The sequence below is a fragment of the Stenotrophomonas sp. STEN240 genome (assembly GCF_056756175.1).
This window is the reverse complement of sequence record NZ_JBRRBO010000069.1, coordinates 1-15,217: the sequence shown is the minus strand read 5'-3', so window position 1 is coordinate 15,217 and position 15,217 is coordinate 1. Positions and strand designations below refer to the sequence as shown.

General features: G+C 64.7%; 13 protein-coding genes. 8 read left to right on the top strand and 5 right to left on the bottom strand.

The features are described 5' to 3' along the window. The 4 genes from ACVOKO_RS18705 to hemH form a co-directional block, all read right to left on the bottom strand. A partial coding sequence (locus ACVOKO_RS18705; RefSeq protein WP_346500763.1) for a hypothetical protein occupies positions 1–619 on the bottom strand: 619 nt, incomplete at its 3' end. Positions 620–621: 2 nt separating this feature from the next. Further along, entirely contained in the window at positions 622–2,778 is a 2,157-nt protein-coding gene (locus ACVOKO_RS18700; protein ID WP_346500761.1) for a methyl-accepting chemotaxis protein, read from the bottom strand. Between the two features lie 557 nt (positions 2,779–3,335). Next, positions 3,336–4,199, bottom strand: a complete 864-nt coding sequence (locus ACVOKO_RS18695) for an alpha/beta fold hydrolase (RefSeq protein ID WP_346500759.1) — start codon at positions 4,197–4,199, stop codon at positions 3,336–3,338. Further along, positions 4,196–5,158 carry a ferrochelatase gene (gene hemH / locus ACVOKO_RS18690; RefSeq protein ID WP_346500757.1) on the bottom strand — a complete coding sequence of 321 codons (963 nt, stop codon included), beginning with the start codon at positions 5,156–5,158 and terminating at the stop codon, positions 4,196–4,198. The genes ACVOKO_RS18695 and hemH overlap by 4 nt, the downstream gene beginning before the upstream one ends. A gap of 229 nt (positions 5,159–5,387) precedes the next feature. On the opposite strand from hemH, the gene ACVOKO_RS18685 reads away from it, so the two are divergent. The 8 genes from ACVOKO_RS18685 (at position 5,388) to ACVOKO_RS18650 (ending at position 14,007) form a co-directional block, all read left to right on the top strand. After that, positions 5,388–6,296 (top strand): lipid-binding SYLF domain-containing protein, encoded by a 909-nt coding sequence (locus tag ACVOKO_RS18685; protein WP_346500755.1) that lies wholly within the window; start codon positions 5,388–5,390, stop codon positions 6,294–6,296. Positions 6,297–6,370: 74 nt separating this feature from the next. Then, a complete protein-coding gene (tatA, locus tag ACVOKO_RS18680) occupies positions 6,371–6,598 on the top strand; it encodes a Sec-independent protein translocase subunit TatA (RefSeq protein ID WP_346500753.1) in 228 nt (75 codons plus the stop codon). A 15-nt stretch (positions 6,599–6,613) separates the two neighbouring features. Then, on the top strand, positions 6,614–7,141 hold the full coding sequence (tatB, locus tag ACVOKO_RS18675; protein WP_346500751.1) for a Sec-independent protein translocase protein TatB: 528 nt from the start codon (positions 6,614–6,616) through the stop codon (positions 7,139–7,141). Continuing rightward, positions 7,138–7,884 (top strand): twin-arginine translocase subunit TatC, encoded by a 747-nt coding sequence (tatC, locus tag ACVOKO_RS18670; protein WP_346500749.1) that lies wholly within the window; start codon positions 7,138–7,140, stop codon positions 7,882–7,884. Before tatB ends, tatC begins: the two co-directional genes overlap by 4 nt. A 96-nt stretch (positions 7,885–7,980) precedes the next feature. Beyond that, complete coding sequence (locus tag ACVOKO_RS18665; protein ID WP_346500746.1) at positions 7,981–11,583, top strand: response regulator; 3,603 nt, start codon at positions 7,981–7,983, stop codon at positions 11,581–11,583. Then, positions 11,568–12,434 carry a CheR family methyltransferase gene (locus tag ACVOKO_RS18660; RefSeq protein WP_346500744.1) on the top strand — a complete coding sequence of 289 codons (867 nt, stop codon included), beginning with the start codon at positions 11,568–11,570 and terminating at the stop codon, positions 12,432–12,434. The genes ACVOKO_RS18665 and ACVOKO_RS18660 overlap by 16 nt, the downstream gene beginning before the upstream one ends. Then, positions 12,431–13,012 (top strand): chemotaxis protein CheB, encoded by a 582-nt coding sequence (locus ACVOKO_RS18655; protein WP_346500742.1) that lies wholly within the window; start codon positions 12,431–12,433, stop codon positions 13,010–13,012. Before ACVOKO_RS18660 ends, ACVOKO_RS18655 begins: the two co-directional genes overlap by 4 nt. Continuing rightward, positions 13,003–14,007 carry a diguanylate cyclase domain-containing protein gene (locus ACVOKO_RS18650; protein ID WP_346500740.1) on the top strand — a complete coding sequence of 335 codons (1,005 nt, stop codon included), beginning with the start codon at positions 13,003–13,005 and terminating at the stop codon, positions 14,005–14,007. The genes ACVOKO_RS18655 and ACVOKO_RS18650 overlap by 10 nt, the downstream gene beginning before the upstream one ends. Positions 14,008–14,099: 92 nt before the next feature. On the opposite strand, the gene ACVOKO_RS18645 is transcribed toward ACVOKO_RS18650, so the two are convergent. Next, the gene (locus ACVOKO_RS18645) at positions 14,100–15,002 is read right to left on the bottom strand and encodes a BPSS1780 family membrane protein (protein WP_346500738.1); all 903 of its coding nucleotides are present in this window, start codon (positions 15,000–15,002) and stop codon (positions 14,100–14,102) included. Positions 15,003–15,217: the final 215 nt, after the last annotated feature.

The following is a 15,217-nucleotide window of genomic DNA, read 5'->3' as shown; positions in this document are numbered from 1 at the left end:
AAAAGCCAAAAGCCAAAAGCCAAAAGCCAAAAGCCAAAAGCCAAAAGCCAAAAGCCAAAAGCCAAAAGCCAAAAGCCAAAAGCCAAAAGCCAAAAGCCAAAAGCCAAAAGCACCCCTCCCCAACCCTCCCCTTGCCTTCGGCAAAGGGAGGGAGAAAGCCGGGCGCTGTAGGCATCGGGACAGCTGCCAAGTGCAAATCCCATCCCCTCCCTTTGCCGCAGGCAAGGGGAGGGCTAGGGAGGGGTGCCTCTGCTTCTGCTTCTGCTTTTGATTTCGCTTCCGCTTCCGCTCTTGCGTCTTCTCTTGTTCCTGCTTCTGCAGCAACAACAACAAAAAAAACAGCAGCGACAGCGACAGCAACAGCAACAGAAAAAGCAACAACAGAAGCAACAACAGAAGCAGCAACAGAAGCAGCAACAGAAGCAGCAACAGAAGCAGCAACAGAAGCAGCAACAGAAGCAGCAACAACAGAAGCAGCAACGGCAGCAGCAACAGCAGCAGCAACAGCAGCAGCAACAGCAACAACAGCAACAGCAGCAACAGCAGCGACAGCAACAGCAGCAACAGCAACAGCAGCAACAACAGCAACAACAGCAACAACAGCACCCTCAACAAGCACCCTCACCCCACCCGCCGCACCCCTTCAGCCTCAACCTCAGCCGAATAACGGAACACCGAAACCGCCTCAGCCAACGCATCGGCCTGCTGTTCCATCGAGCGCGCCGCCGCACTGGCCTCCTCCACCAGAGCAGCATTCTGCTGGGTGGTTTCGTCCATCTGCACGACGGTGTGATTGACCTGCTCAATGCCGACCGACTGTTCCTGCGAAGCGGCGGCAATGCGCGCGACGATGTCGCTGACCTGCTGCACCGAGCCGACGATCTCACTCATGGTGCTGCCAGCCTGTGCGACCAGCGCGGCGCCGTCATCCACCTTGCCCATCGAGTCGACGATCAGCTCCTTGATCTCGCGCGCGGCAGTGGCCGAACGCTGCGCCAGGCTGCGAACTTCCGATGCCACCACCGCAAATCCTCGACCCTGCTCACCGGCGCGGGCAGCCTCCACCGCGGCATTGAGCGCCAGGATATTGGTCTGGAAGGCGATGCCGTCGATCACCCCGATGATCTCGGCAATGCGCTTGGACGACAGCTCGATCGCACGCATCGTCGACACCACCTGCCCAACCACATCACCGCCGCGTGCGGCCACGTCAGCCGCGCCAACTGCCAGCTGATTGGCCTGACGTGCCGACGCTGCGTTCTCGCGCACGGTCGAGGTCAGCTCTTCCATCGAAGCGGCCGTTTCCTCCAGGTTGGCGGCCTGCTGTTCGGTACGCTGGGAGAGGTCATCGTTGCCTGCAGCTAGCTCACGTGCAGCCGAGTTGATCGCCAGCGAGCACTGCTTGATCTGGCCAACGATGCCGGTCAAACGCTCGGCGGTGAGATTGGCGTCGTTCTTCATTGCCTCGAAGTCGCCGGCGTAGTCGCCCCGGACGCGATGATCCAGCTTGCCGGCGGCCAGCGCCGACAACATCGTGCGCAGTTCACCGGTGGTGGTAGCTACAACCTCCAGCAGCTGGTTGATGCCGGTGGTCAATGTCTGGATGAAGCCCGCCTCGCTTACCGTTTGCAGGCGCTGGTGCAGGGCGCCGGCTGAGGCGGCGGCAACGATGTCGGCCACGCTGTTTTCCAGCAGCAATTCCTGGGTGCGGTCGTGCCATTCCACCGCAAAGCCACTGCGGCTGCCGTCGGCGTTGAACACCGGCGTCACCACCTGGCTGAAATGCACGGGGCCGATCGTGATCTGGCCGTTGTGGACTTTCCTGAGCTGGTCGAGCATGCCGCGGATGCGCGCCGGGTTGGCGTGGAAGCGGTGGATGCTGCTGCCGATCAGGGTGTCGACGTTGAAGTCCGGGAAGGCCTTGCGCAGCGTGTCCTGCTGGTTGCGCAGCAGGGCGACCACCGAGCGGTTCACGTAGCGGATGATGTGCTCGTTGTCGGCAATCATCATGCCGGTGCGCGAAGCGTCCAGCGAGGCGCGGATCTGGGTGTTTTCGTGGTGCAGTGCGTCTTCCTGCCGGCGCCGCTCGCCGAGCTGGTTGCGCATGCGCAGTACGCCATCGGCCAGGGTGCCTGGCGCGAAGTGGTTGTCGGCGACGAGACTGCCGCTGTCGTCACCGGCGGCAATCGCATCGACCATGGCGCGCAGACGGGCCGGCGCTGCGCCCAAAGTAAGTACCTGGCGCTGCAGCTGTATCGCCATTGCGCTTACAAATGCGGTTTCCACCAGTACATACAGGGCGTGCAGCAATACGATGTTGACGCTGCTGCCTGACGCAAAGGCATGCACCGGCAAGCCGCGCGTCTGCATCCAGTAGAACGCCAGATGATGTGCGCTGATCGCCACCGCCGCGACCACCACCGGCAACCAGTCCCGGTAATACAGCAGCAGTGCGATCACCACGAATACGGCGAAATGCATTTCCACCAGGCCATTGGCCTGCTCGATGGTGGCGGCGACGATGGCCATCAGCACCAGTGCAACGGTCACCCGGCTCAGTCGGCTGCCCGGTGCCTGTTTGATCAGCGCGCCCATTACCAGCAGGGCGGGCACGGTGACGGCGAGAAATGGCAGCCATTGCCCCGCCGACAGCGCCAGCGCCAACGACGCCGAGCCGAGGATCAGGCCGAAGTACAGGAACAGGCGGTCCGCGGCGCAGGCCAGCTGCGTGTAGTAGGTGTCGGGAGGTGCTGGCGTTACATGGGGGTGTGGCGACATGGGGAACTCCTGTTCAACAGGCACAGCGGTGGGGAAGGGGGAATGCCGGGTGGCGCGCGGCCATCAGTCCGGATGCAGCGGTCGATTGCTGTGGCGCACGCGGTTATCGGCAGCCGGCAGCAACAACGCGGCGGCGATGCGGGAATTCAATGAGGTGTGATGGCGATGCCGCACGCGCCGGCCGCGGGAAACTGGCCGCAATGCCTGCCGGCGTTGTGCAGGGGCCGGACCGGAGTGGTGCGCAGGCATTGCCGCTTGGGCTGCGGGTACCGGTTGCAGCTGCCGCGCGCAGGGCCCGGCCAGCACTGTTGCCAGCGCAGCGCCGCTTTGGAGGCCAAGTGCGATGAGGCGCGTCGTGGTCCTGTCCAGCCAACAGGCGAGCAGGATCAGGCCGGTGGCGACACCGGGCCAAAGGGCAGGGCGGGGGGACATGCAATGGTGGGGCGCGCAGCACCCGTTGCGGGACTGCGGGTCAACTTCTCGAGAACGGCACTACCGGTGTTATCGGCCGCGGAGCCCACTACTGAACCCGACACTGGAAGTATCGGGTTTTATTTTCAGTTCGCGTCAGGCAATGCCGCGATGAAGTCGCGGATGATCGCGGCGACCGCGTCGGGCTGGTCCATGTGCACATGGTGATGACCGGGCAGGGTATGCAGGCGGCCATCGGGCAGCAGCGCCGCGCGTTGGCTGCGCTCGGGCTCGGGAAAGTAGGGCTGCGCCGGCGTGGCATAGATCACCTGCACCGGGCAGCGGATGGCGCTGACCACATCGCAGACCTGTTCTTCGGTCATGCGCACAGCGGTGGGCAGCATCAGCCGCGGATCGCTGCGCCAGCTCCAGCCTCCCTCGACGGGTTTGACCCCGCGTTCGATCAGCAGCCGCGCGGAGGCCTCGCTGAGTTGGTTGACCATCATCCGCGCGCGTACCGGTGCGCTCAGGTCGGGGAATACCCGCAGCTGCTTGGCGTCCAGCTTCAGCATGGCTTCCACATAGGTGCGCAGGCGCTGCACGGTTTCCCCGGCCGGTGCGGTGAGCCCGCCCAGCGCTTCGATCGACACCAGCGCCTGTATCCGCTCACCGGCCACCGCAGCGACCAGGCTGGCAATCGCCGCGCCCATCGAATGGCCGAGCAGCACGAAGCGGTCCCAGCCCAGCGCATCGGCGATGGCCAGGGTCTGCACGATGGCGTGCGGGGTGGTGTAGGGCGTGGTCAGCGGCAGGTGGTCGCTGTAGCCATGGCCGGGCAGGTCGACCATGACCAGGTCCAGCGTTGGCAGCTGCGCGGCCAGTGGCAGGAAGCTGGCCGCATTGTCGAGCCAGCCGTGCAGGGCGAGCACCTTCAGGCCATCGGGATTGCCGGCACGCAGGCCGGCAATGTGGACGCCCTCAAGCTGCAGGTCGAATGGCGTTGCCTTCATGCCGGCTGCGCCGTCGCCAGGGCTGCAAGGGCGGCGGCATGGGCGGTGCTGTCGTTGAGGCAGGGGATGTAACGCATGCGCGCGCCGCGCTCGGCCAGGGTCTCGGTAAAGCCCATCTGCACTTCTTCCAGTGTTTCCAGGCAGTCGGTGGCAAAGCCGGGGCAGACCACATCCAGCGTCTGGATGCCGCTCTCCGCCAGTTCCCACAAGCGCGGCTCGGCATAGGGCTGCAGCCAGCGCTCGCGGCCAAAGCGTGATTGATAGGTGAGTTCCCACTCCTCGCTGCTCAGGCCCAGGGCGGCGGCGATGGCCTTGGCGCTGGCCTCGCAGCGCTGCGGATAGGGGTCGCCGGCATCGGCCACGCGCTGCGGGATGCCGTGGAAGGAGAACACCAGCTTGCCGCCACGGCCGTGCTGCGCCCAGTAGTCGGCAATGGAGGCGGCCACGGCGGCAACCCAGCGCGGGTCTTCGGCGTAATCGCGGATGGTCTGCACCACTACCTTCGGATTACGCGCCTGCCATTGCTGCACGCGGTCTTCGATGGAGGCGGTGGTGGTGGTGGAATACTGGGGGTAGAGCGGCAGCACCACGATCCGCTGCATGCCTTCAGCGGCCAACGCGTCCAGCGCTTTCAGCAGTGCCGGTTCGCCATAGCGCATGGCCTCGCGCACCCGCCACTGGGGCAGCTGTTGTTGCATGGCCTGCGCCAGGCGGCGGCTGTAGACCGCCAGCGGCGAGCCTTCCGGCAGCCACACCTGGGCATATTTCTGTGCCGAGCGCGCGCTGCGCAGTGGCAGGATCAGCCCGTACAGCAGCGGTTTCCACAGGATGGGGGGGATCGACACCACGCGGGGGTCGCTCAGAAATTCGGCCAGATAGCGCCGTACCGCAGGAGCGGTCGGTGTCTCGGGCGTGCCTAGATTGACCGCGAGCAGCGCGGTGGTGGGTGCGTCGGACATCCGGTCATTTTCGCAGGTATGCACCTGTAAGGGGGTAGTGCCGAGCCATGCTCGGCAGGGGCTTCACCGGCCAAAGCCAAAAGCCACCCCTCCCCAGCCCTCCCCTTGGCTTCGCCAAAGGGAGGGGGCGGCTCCTGCAAACCCGCCCCATTCCCCCTCTATTCATCGCCACGCTACTAATTTCAGGCACTTGCGCTATCTTTCTATGCATCGACCTACGGAGTTACCCATGCGCCGCTTGCCGTGCCTTGTTCTGCTGCTGTCCGCCAGCCTGCTGTCCACCACTGCCGTGGCCGGTCCGCAGGAAGACCAGCGCGCCCGCAATGCGGTGCGGGTGCTCAACGAAATCCAGGACATCCCCGAGCAGGCCATCCCGGACAAGCTGCTTGATGAGGGCCGCGCCATCATCGTCATTCCCGACACGATCAAGGCCGGTCTGGTGTTGGGCGGGCGTCGTGGCCACGGTCTGATGTCGGTGAAAACGGCCGATGGCAGCTGGTCCAACCCCGTATTCATCAAGCTCACCGGCGGCAGCATCGGCTTCCAGGCCGGCGTGCAGTCCTCCGATGTGATCCTGGTGTTCCGCAACGATCGCAGCCTGGACAACATCGTCAACGGCAAGTTCACCCTCGGTGCCGATGCCGGCGTCGCTGCCGGCCCGGTCGGTCGCAGTGCTGCTGCCGCCACCGATGGCCAGCTCAAGGCCGAAATCTGGTCGTGGTCGCGTGCCCGCGGCCTGTTTGCCGGCGTGGCGCTGGATGGCGCCGCGCTGCAGATCGACGATGCCGCCAACCTCGATGCCTACGGCCAGAACACCACCCCGCGGATGATCCTGGAAGGCCGCCTGAATACCGCGCCGTCCTCCGACGTCGTCGCCTTCCGTGACCGTCTGGAAGAATCCACCTATGCCGCGCGGCAGAAGCGTGGCACCCAGGGCGCCACCGCGCCGGTGGCAGCCGCCGCACCGCGCAGCGATGCCGTCAGTGTTCAGGCACCGGCCGCAGCCACGGCTGTGGGCACCGATACCGCGACCACCGCACCGTTGCAGCATTCGACGGCTGAACCGGCACCGCAGCAGGGCTTTCAGCCGGTTTCGGAAGGTGAAATCCGTACCGAAAGCCTGGACGGCGGCAACTGACCTTTGGCATAGCGATCAGGTAATACCTTGTGCGCTATGCTCAACAACCTCCACACAGATAACGCGAGCAGATCATGGGCAGTTTCAGCATCTGGCACTGGTTGGTCGTGCTGGTCATCGTGCTGCTGGTGTTTGGCACCAAGCGCTTGACGAGCGGCGCCAAGGATCTGGGCAGTGCGGTCAAAGAGTTCAAGAAAGGCATGCGTGACGAAGACAAGCCGGCTGCACAGCTGAGCGATGAGTCGCGCGATGCCGATAAGACCGGCGAAAAGCAGGCCGAGCACGACCGCGACGCGCGCTGATCCTGAGCGCACGACGTGTTTGATATCGGCTTCAGCGAACTGCTGCTGATCGCAGTGGTGGCCTTGGTGGTCCTCGGCCCGGAACGTCTGCCCAAGGCAGCGCGTTTTGCCGGGCTGTGGGTGCGCCGGGCACGCAACCAGTGGGATTCGGTCAAGCTGGAACTCGAACGTGAGCTGCATGCCGAAGAGCTCAAGCGCAACCTGCAGGACGTGCGCCAGTCGATGCAGCAGGCCGAGGCCGGGCTGCGCGATCAGGCCGAGCAGGTGCGCGACGGCACCGATGCCTTCAAGCGCGAAGTGGAACTGCCCGAATCAGCCGCCGAGCGGGTGATCGAGCCGCGCCCCATCGCCGCTGCTGTCGGCAATGAGTCCAAGGCCGATGACGCAGCGCAGCCGGCTGCGGCACAAACCGTTGCCGCAGACCCCGCCAGCGTGGCGCATGACGCCGCAGCGGATGATGCCCAGTTCAATCGCAGCATCCCCTTGGGCGATACGCCGGTGCCGGGCGGGCAGACACCGGCCAGCCCGGAGCGGACACCATGAGCGCGGATTTCAACGAGAGCAGCCTGATCGAGCACCTGATCGAACTGCGTTCACGGGTAATGCGTGGGCTGCTTGGCCTCGGCGTGGTGCTGCTGGCGCTGATGCCGTTCTCGCGCACCCTGTATACCCATCTGGCCACGCCGCTGATCTCGCAGCTGCCGGCCGGGCAATCGATGATTGCCACCAACCCGGCCGGCGCATTCTTCGCGCCGCTGAAGTTGACCTTCTTTGCTGCCCTGTTCGTGGCCGTGCCGTGGCTGCTGTACCAGGCCTGGGCATTCGTGGCACCGGGCCTCTATGCGCGTGAAAAGCGCCTGGCGCTGCCGCTGCTGGGTTCGGCGGTGGCGTTGTTCTATATCGGCTGTGCGTTTGCCTACTTCCTGGTGCTGCCGGCGGTATTCCACTTCCTGACCACGTTCCGCCCCGAGGTGATCGCCATCACCCCGGACGCCAATGCCTACCTGGATTTCGTACTGGCCATTTTCTTTGCCTTCGGTGCCAGCTTCGAACTGCCGGTGGCGATGGTGATCCTGGTGTTGCTGGGCTGGGTGACGCCGCAACAGCTGCGTGAGAGCCGTGGTTACGCCATCGTCGGCATCTTCGTGCTGGCCGCGGTGCTGACCCCGCCGGATGTGGTGTCGCAGCTGATGCTGGCGATACCCATGTGTTTCCTTTACGAGCTGGGCATACATGCCGCGCGCTGGCTGCAGCCGCGCGACCAGGGCAAGACCGCCGCCCCCTGAACCGGCCGATACAGGCAGCTGCCAGCAAACTGCGCTATTTTCTGTGAATAGAGGCCGCGCGGTGGCAGGCGTGGTGGCACCCGGGGGAACACCTGCATGTCGCAAAAGAAAGAGAGCTGGATCAACAACGTGCCGCTGCTGAGCAAGATGCTGGCGGCTTTCGGTTTGGTTTTCCTGTGTTTCCTGGCCACCAGCGTGGTCAGCTACCGCACCTCCGGGCAGGACGACGACGCGCGCCGCCAGGAAAGCGTGCAGATCGAGGTGATCCGCCAGGTCGAGGATGCGATCCAGGCGGTACGCCTGCAGCAGATCGCAACCCGCAATTACCTGCTTGGCGATGGCGAAGGGCATCTGGAAACCGTGGCGCGGCAAGGTCAGCGACGTGATGCGGCGTTGGCCGCAGCGCTCACTGCCGCCGGTACCGGGCCTATGGCCGAGCGCCTGCGCCGGGCACAGCTGCAGGCACGTGAGTGGGACAGCAATGTCACCTCGGTGCTGCGTCCGGCCGCCAGCGCGCAGCCGCTTACGCCGCAGCAACAGCTGCTTGCGCTCAGCAACGGCGGCCAGGGCAACGGTCTGGCCGAGGCGCTGGATGAAATTTACGAAACAGAAGTAACCCAGATGCTGAGCGACCGCAGCGAGATGAGCGAGTGGATCGCCCGCGCGCATCGGATTTCGCTGGTGCTGCTGATAGTGGGTTTCCTGATCATCATCGGCACCTTGTGGATGATCTCGCGCCTGGTGGTCAAGCCGATCAACCGCCTGACCGACAAGATGACGCGCCTGTCCAACGACGAGCTGGACGTGGAAGTCGGCGACCTGCAGCGGCAGGATGAAATCGGTGAAATCGCGCGTGCGATGGAAGTATTCCGGCGCAATTCGCTGGCTGCGCGTGACGCCAACTGGGTCAAGTTCGGTGTCGGCGAAGTAGGCGCGGAACTGCAGACCGCACAGACTCCGGACGAATACGCGCAGGCGCTGGTATCGCAGATCGCGCCGCGCATCGATGCGCCGATCGGCGTGTTCTTCGCCTGGGACGAACAGCAGCAGAAGCTGCTCCTGCAGGGCAGTTACGGCTTCCAGCGGCGCAAGCACCTGGGCCTGCAATACGGGCTGGGTGATGGCCTTATCGGCCAGGCCGCATTGGAACGAAAACGCATCAGCGTGCAGCAGGTGCCGGATGAATTCTTCGGCGTGCACTCGGCCTTGGGCGAGGCGCAACCGCGCCATCTGGTGGCGGTGCCGCTGCTGCTCAAGGACCGGCTGCTGGGCGTGTTCGAGTTCGGCACCTTCGGCCATTTCAACGCTACCCAGGAAGCCTTCATCGACAGCGTGCTGCCGACCGTTGCGCTGGGCCTGGACAACATCCGCCGTGCCGACGAAACCCAGCTGCTGCTGGATCACACCCGCGCCCAGGCCGAGGAGCTGCAGCGCTCGCAGGTAGCCTTGCAGACCCAGGAAGAAGAGCTGCGCGCCACCAACGAAGAGTTGCAGGGCAAGACCGTCGAACTGGAGGAACAGGCCCAGCGCCTTTCCGCGTCCGAAGAAGAACTGCGCGTGCAGGCCGAAGAACTGCAGGCCTCCAACGAGGAGCTGCGGCAGAAGACCGAGGTGCTCAACGAGCAGAAGGACGTGCTGCAGGTATTGCAGCGCGAGACCGAGTTCAAGGCGCAGGAGCTGGCGCGTGCCAGCCAGTACAAGACCGACTTCCTGGCCAATATGTCGCACGAGCTGCGCACCCCGCTCAACAGCCTGTTGATCCTGTCCAAGGAGCTGGCCGAGAACGAGAGCGGCCACCTGGACGTGGAGGAAGTGGAGGCCGCTGCGGTCATCCATGATTCCGGTTCCAACCTGCTGCGGCTGATCAACGACATCCTCGACCTGTCCAAGATCGAGGCCGGCAAGATGGACGTGCATCGCGAGGAAGTGCGGGTTGATGCCATCACCCGCGAGGTCACCCGCCACTTCCGCCACATGGCGATGGAGAACCGCCTGGAGTTCGCCATCGATGTCGACCCATCGATGCCCGAAACGCTGGTCACCGATCGTTCCAAGCTGCAGCAGGTGCTCAACAACCTGCTCGGCAATGCCTTCAAGTTCACCCGCGAGGGCTCGGTCACCCTGCGCATGGCCATTGCCGATGCGGCGATGCTGACCCGCATCGGCGCCGCCAGCGACGAGCAGCACGTGGCGCTGACGGTGCGCGATACCGGCATCGGTATTCCCGAAGAACGCCTGGATTCGATCTTCGAGGCGTTCGAGCAGGTCGATTCCAGCACCAGCCGCCATTACGGCGGCAGCGGCCTGGGCCTGGCCATCGCGCGGCGCCTGGCGCAGTTGCTCGGCGGCCAGCTGGTGGTCGACAGCGAACAGGACAAGGGCAGCAGCTTCAGCCTGGTACTGCCGCTGTTGTCGGCCGGCCTGACCAGCGCCATGGCCGCCACCCAGGCGGCAAGCGAGCACCGGCCCGCGCCCACTCCGGGCCCGGCGCGGGTGGCCACCGCGCAGTTGATCGACTGGATTCCCGATGATCGCCACGCCATTGCCGCTGGCGAAACGGTGATCCTCACCGTGGAAGACGACCCGGCCTTCGCGCGCATCCTGGTCGACCTGATCCGTCGCAAGGGACACCGCGCACTCGCCGCGGCCGATGGCGAAAGCGGCCTGGAACTGGCGCGCCGCTTCCGTCCCACCGGCATCCTGCTGGACGTGATGTTGCCGGGCATGGATGGTTGGTCGGTGCTGCAGCATCTCAAGCATGACCCGGTGACTGCGGCCATCCCGGTGCACTTCATTTCCGCTGTGGATGAAGCGGCCAAGGGCGTGGCGCTGGGCGCGGTCGGCTACCTGACCAAACCGGTGGACCGCAAGGCGCTGGTTGCCGCCTTCGATCACCTGCTGGATGTGGCCGGCAAGATCGTGCGCAAGCTGCTGCTGGTCGACGACGATCCGGATTCGCGGCTGGCGCTGACCCGCCTGCTGCAGGCCGACAATGTCGAGATCGACCAGGTCGCCTCGGGTGAGGAAGCGCTGGAACGCATCGCCACCCACAGCTACGACTGCATCGTGCTCGACCTCAACCTGGGCGGCATCTCCGGTATCGAGTTCCTGGAGAAGGCAGCGACATTGGTGGCGGTGCCGCCGGTGGTGATCTATTCGGGCCAGGACCTGAGCCGCGAGGACAGCCTGAAGCTGCGCCAGTACACCGACAGCATCGTGATCAAGGGCCAGCGTTCGCCCGAGCGCCTGCTCGACGAGGTGAGCCTGTTCCTGCACAGCATCGGCTCGCGCGGCGCCAACGCCACGCCGTCCGACGACAATAATCTGGGCGGCCGCCAGGTGCTGCTGGTCGATGACGACATGCGCAACCTGTTTGCCCTGTCCAAGTCGCTGCGCGCGCGCGGGGTGAATGTGTCGATGGCGCAGGATGGTTACAAGGCGCTGCAGCAGCTGCAGGAAAACCCGTCCATCGAGCTGGTGTTGATGGACATCATGATGCCGGGCATGGACGGCTACGAAACCACCCGCGAGATCCGCAAGCTGCCCGAATGGAGCAACCTGCCAATCATCGCGGTCACCGCCAAGGCAATGCATGGCGACCGCGACAAGTGCCTGGACGCCGGTGCCAATGACTACCTGACCAAGCCGGTTGACCTGGACAAGCTGTTGTCGATGATGCGCGTATGGCTGCAAAAGTAGCACCGACCACCGCACCGCCCAGCCGTGACGAGGTGGACGACATCGAGGTGGATGCCTTCATCCACGCCATGTCGCGCCGCCACGGGTACGACTTCAGCGGCTATGCGCCGTCGTCGCTGAAGCGGCGCGTGCTGCAGTTGGTGCAGACCCTGGACGTGAGCCATGTCGGCGAACTGACCGCGCGCGTGCTGCGCGACGACGAGATGGTGCCGCAGGTGATTGCCAAGCTGTCGGTGCCGGTGTCGGAGATGTTCCGCAACCCGGCGGTGTTCCGCAAACTGCGCGACGAAGTCTTCCCGGTGCTGGCCTCCTACCCGCAGATCAACATCTGGCAGGCCGGCTGCGCACATGGCCAGGAGGTCTATTCGCTGGCCATCCTGCTCAAGGAAGCCGGGCTGTATGACCGCTGCCAGATCTACGCCACCGATTTCAGCGACGAAGCCCTGGCCAAGGCCCAGGAGGGGATCTTCCCGATCCGTGATGCAAGGCTGTATTCGGAGAACTACCTGGCAGCCGGTGGCCGCCACACGTTGTCGGACTATTACCATGCCCGTTACGACTTCATGAAGCTGGATGCGCGCTTGAAGGAACGGGTCACCTTTGCCAACCACAACCTGGTCTGCGACGGGGTCTTCTGCGAGGCGCAGCTGATCCTGTGCCGCAACGTGCTGATCTATTTCTCCGACGCACTGCAGGACCGGGTACTGGGCCTGTTCCGCGACAGCCTGAGCCGTGGCGGTTTCCTCTGCCTGGGCAACCGCGAGTCGATCCGTTTCGCCCCCAGCGCCCGTGATTTCGCCCCGCTGGACGCCGAGCTGCGGTTGTACCGCAATGCCGGGGGCCTGCTTTGAGAACCGCTTCCGGGCTGCCACCACAGGCAATTGTGGTTGGCTGCTCGGCGGGCGGGCTGTCGGCCCTGCATCAGTTGCTGGGCGGGCTCTCCGGGCCGCTGCCGGTGCCGATGGTGGTGGTCTGCCACAGCGGTTCGGAAGACATGCGGGTGTTCTGCGAGCTGCTTGCCAGCCGCAGCGGGCTGGTGGTCAGCGAGGCCGAGGAGCGCCAGCAGCCCGAGCCTCATCACATTTACGTGGCGCCCTCCGGCTATCATCTGCTGCTTGAACGTACCGGCCGTTTCGCCCTGAGCGTTGATCCCAGAGTGGCATTTTCGCGCCCCTCGATCGATGTGCTGTTCGAATCCGCCGCCGAAGTATGGGGGGAACACCTCATTGCCCTGCTGCTGACCGGTGCCAATTCCGATGGTGCCGAGGGCTGTCTGCAGGTGCGCCGGCGTGGCGGCACGGTCATCGTGCAGGATCCGCAGACCGCGCAGGTCCCGACGATGCCGAGCGCCGCGCTGCAGCTGGCCGGCGCCGACCATTGCCTGCCGTTGCCTGACATCTCCCTTTTGCTGGAAGCCTTATGTTCGTAGCCAAGCCGTCCGTACCGCCGCGCCCGAAGATACTGGCGGTGGATGACAACCCCGCCAACCTGCTGGTGATCCGCCGGGTGCTGGCCAAGCTCGACGTTGAAGTTGTAGAGGCGGCGTCGGGCAACGATGCGCTCAAGGCCACCCTGGATGCTGAGTTCGCGCTGGTGCTGTTGGACGTCTACATGCCGGACATCAACGGCTTTGAAGTGGCCGAGATCCTGTCGCAGGAAGAGAGCACCCGGCAGACACCGATCATCTTCGTCACCGCTACCTATGCCGATGACGTGCATCGGTTGAAGGGCTATGGTTTTGGCGCGGTGGACTACATGGCCAAGCCGCTGGAAGCGACCATCCTGCTGTCCAAGGTGCAGGTGTTCCTGGAGCTGTACCGGCACCGGGTGGCCTTGCGCGATGCGCTCAGCGAGTTGTCCGAGCGCAACCGCCAGCTGGAGATCGAAGTCGAGCAGCGCAAGCAGATGGAGCAGGAAATGCGCCATCTGGCCATGCACGACATGCTCACCGGACTGCCCAACCGCGCCTTGTTCATGGACCGGCTGGAGAGCGCGCACCACCGTGCGCAGCGCCACGGCGGCATGTTCGCGCTGGTGTACGTGGACGTGGACCGCTTCAAGGAAGTCAACGACACCTGGGGCCACGGCGCCGGCGATGCGGTGTTGATCGAACTGTCAGCGCGTCTGCGTGGTGCACTGCGCGAGAACGACACCGTCGCCCGTCTGGGCGGCGATGAGTTCGCCTTGGTGCTGGAAGAACTCGATGACATCAACGACGCCCATCGCCTGATGGAGCGGGTGACGCAGTCCCTGCAGGCGCCGATGCACTACCAGCGCGACGGTGAAGAGCTCACCCTGGCCATCGCCGCCAGCATCGGCGTGGCCGCCTACCCGGCGAACGGTGCCGAGGTGGATGCGCTGCTGCATGCGGCCGACCAGGCCATGTACATGATCAAGCGCAGCCGCGAGGAAACCAGGGGCTAGAAACGAGGAACGAGGAGTGAGAAACGAGTAAACGCAACAGCCTGAGAGCTATTGCTCTCACTTTTCACTTCTCGTTCCTGGCTCCGACTTTTTCAGGCTTCAAACACGTGGCCGCTGCTTACCGGCGGCGGCGTCGGGCCAGCGGCGCTGGCCGGGGCCAGCATCTGCTTCCACGCTGCATATACCGCACCGGCGAACACCGGCATCAGTATCGCCATCAGCAGCAGCTGGGCGATCGCCATGGCGACCCCTTGGCCGGCGATCAGGCCGACGAACAACGCCACGATGATCACCGCGAAATAGATCGCGAAAATGGCGATGAAGGCCAATACGAAGAACACCAGCATGGCCGGCAGGTTATGGATGCTGGCGCGCAGGCTTTCGCGCAGCGCGTGCATGCCACCGGCGCGTTCGAACATCACCTGCGGCGGCATGACGAACAGTGCCAGGGTCAGCGCGACAAAGCTGGCCAGCAACAGCAGCAACCACAGCAGGATGCGGCCGGCGGGCAGGGTCGCCACCAGCGCCTCGATCTGCGCCGGGTCCGGTTGCGCACCGGACTGGCTGATCTCATTGAGTTTGACCATCACCACCGACAGTTGCTGCAGACCATCGGTGCCTACCAGCACCAGCAGCAGCGTGCCCAGCAGCAGGGCGGCAAACAGTTGTGGCAACAGGGCCACCAGTAGTTGCGGTGCGCGCCCTTCCTGCACACCCTGCAGCAGGTGCGAGGGCTTGGCGACGCGGCCCTGGTCGACCTCGCGGATGGCCCACAACAGGCCGCCCATGAACAACGGCCCGGCCAGCAACAGCAACAGCTGAACCACTGTGCCCAGTGCCGGCACCAGCATCGACAGCGACAGCACCAACGAGGTGCCGACGCCCCACAGGATGCCCAGCGAACCGAGCGCCAAGGGCGCACGCTTGAGCAGGCCGAAGCCGGTCAACAGCCATTCCGCACCGGCGGAGGCAGGTACCTTGCGAATCTCGCTCATTGCAATTCCGAAACGGGGGAGTGCGCAGGCAACAGGCCAGCGCTACGCGGATTATCGCCTGAAACCCGGCTCGGGTTTATGAGGACAAAGTAACGGGGGGCTGGGCGGCTTTGCCCCCTCCCTTTGCCGCAGGCAAGGGGAGGGCTGGGGAGGGGTACTGCTGTGTGTAGTGCCGAGCCATGCTCGGCAGGTGCTCTACCGGGAATGCCCCTTGC

What these genes read in the sequence shown, in the direction of transcription:
- ACVOKO_RS18700 (WP_346500761.1), bottom strand. Translation starts at nt 2,778, where the DNA reads ATGTCGCCACACCCCCATGTAACGCCAGCACCTCCCGACACCTACTAC.
- ACVOKO_RS18685 (WP_346500755.1), top strand. Translation starts at nt 5,388, where the DNA reads ATGCGCCGCTTGCCGTGCCTTGTTCTGCTGCTGTCCGCCAGCCTGCTG.
- ACVOKO_RS18645 (WP_346500738.1), bottom strand. Translation starts at nt 15,002, where the DNA reads ATGAGCGAGATTCGCAAGGTACCTGCCTCCGCCGGTGCGGAATGGCTG.
- hemH (WP_346500757.1), bottom strand. Translation starts at nt 5,158, where the DNA reads ATGTCCGACGCACCCACCACCGCGCTGCTCGCGGTCAATCTAGGCACG.
- tatC (WP_346500749.1), top strand. Translation starts at nt 7,138, where the DNA reads ATGAGCGCGGATTTCAACGAGAGCAGCCTGATCGAGCACCTGATCGAA.
- ACVOKO_RS18650 (WP_346500740.1), top strand. Translation starts at nt 13,003, where the DNA reads ATGTTCGTAGCCAAGCCGTCCGTACCGCCGCGCCCGAAGATACTGGCG.
- tatA (WP_346500753.1), top strand. Translation starts at nt 6,371, where the DNA reads ATGGGCAGTTTCAGCATCTGGCACTGGTTGGTCGTGCTGGTCATCGTG.
- ACVOKO_RS18660 (WP_346500744.1), top strand. Translation starts at nt 11,568, where the DNA reads ATGGCTGCAAAAGTAGCACCGACCACCGCACCGCCCAGCCGTGACGAG.
- ACVOKO_RS18665 (WP_346500746.1), top strand. Translation starts at nt 7,981, where the DNA reads ATGTCGCAAAAGAAAGAGAGCTGGATCAACAACGTGCCGCTGCTGAGC.
- ACVOKO_RS18695 (WP_346500759.1), bottom strand. Translation starts at nt 4,199, where the DNA reads ATGAAGGCAACGCCATTCGACCTGCAGCTTGAGGGCGTCCACATTGCC.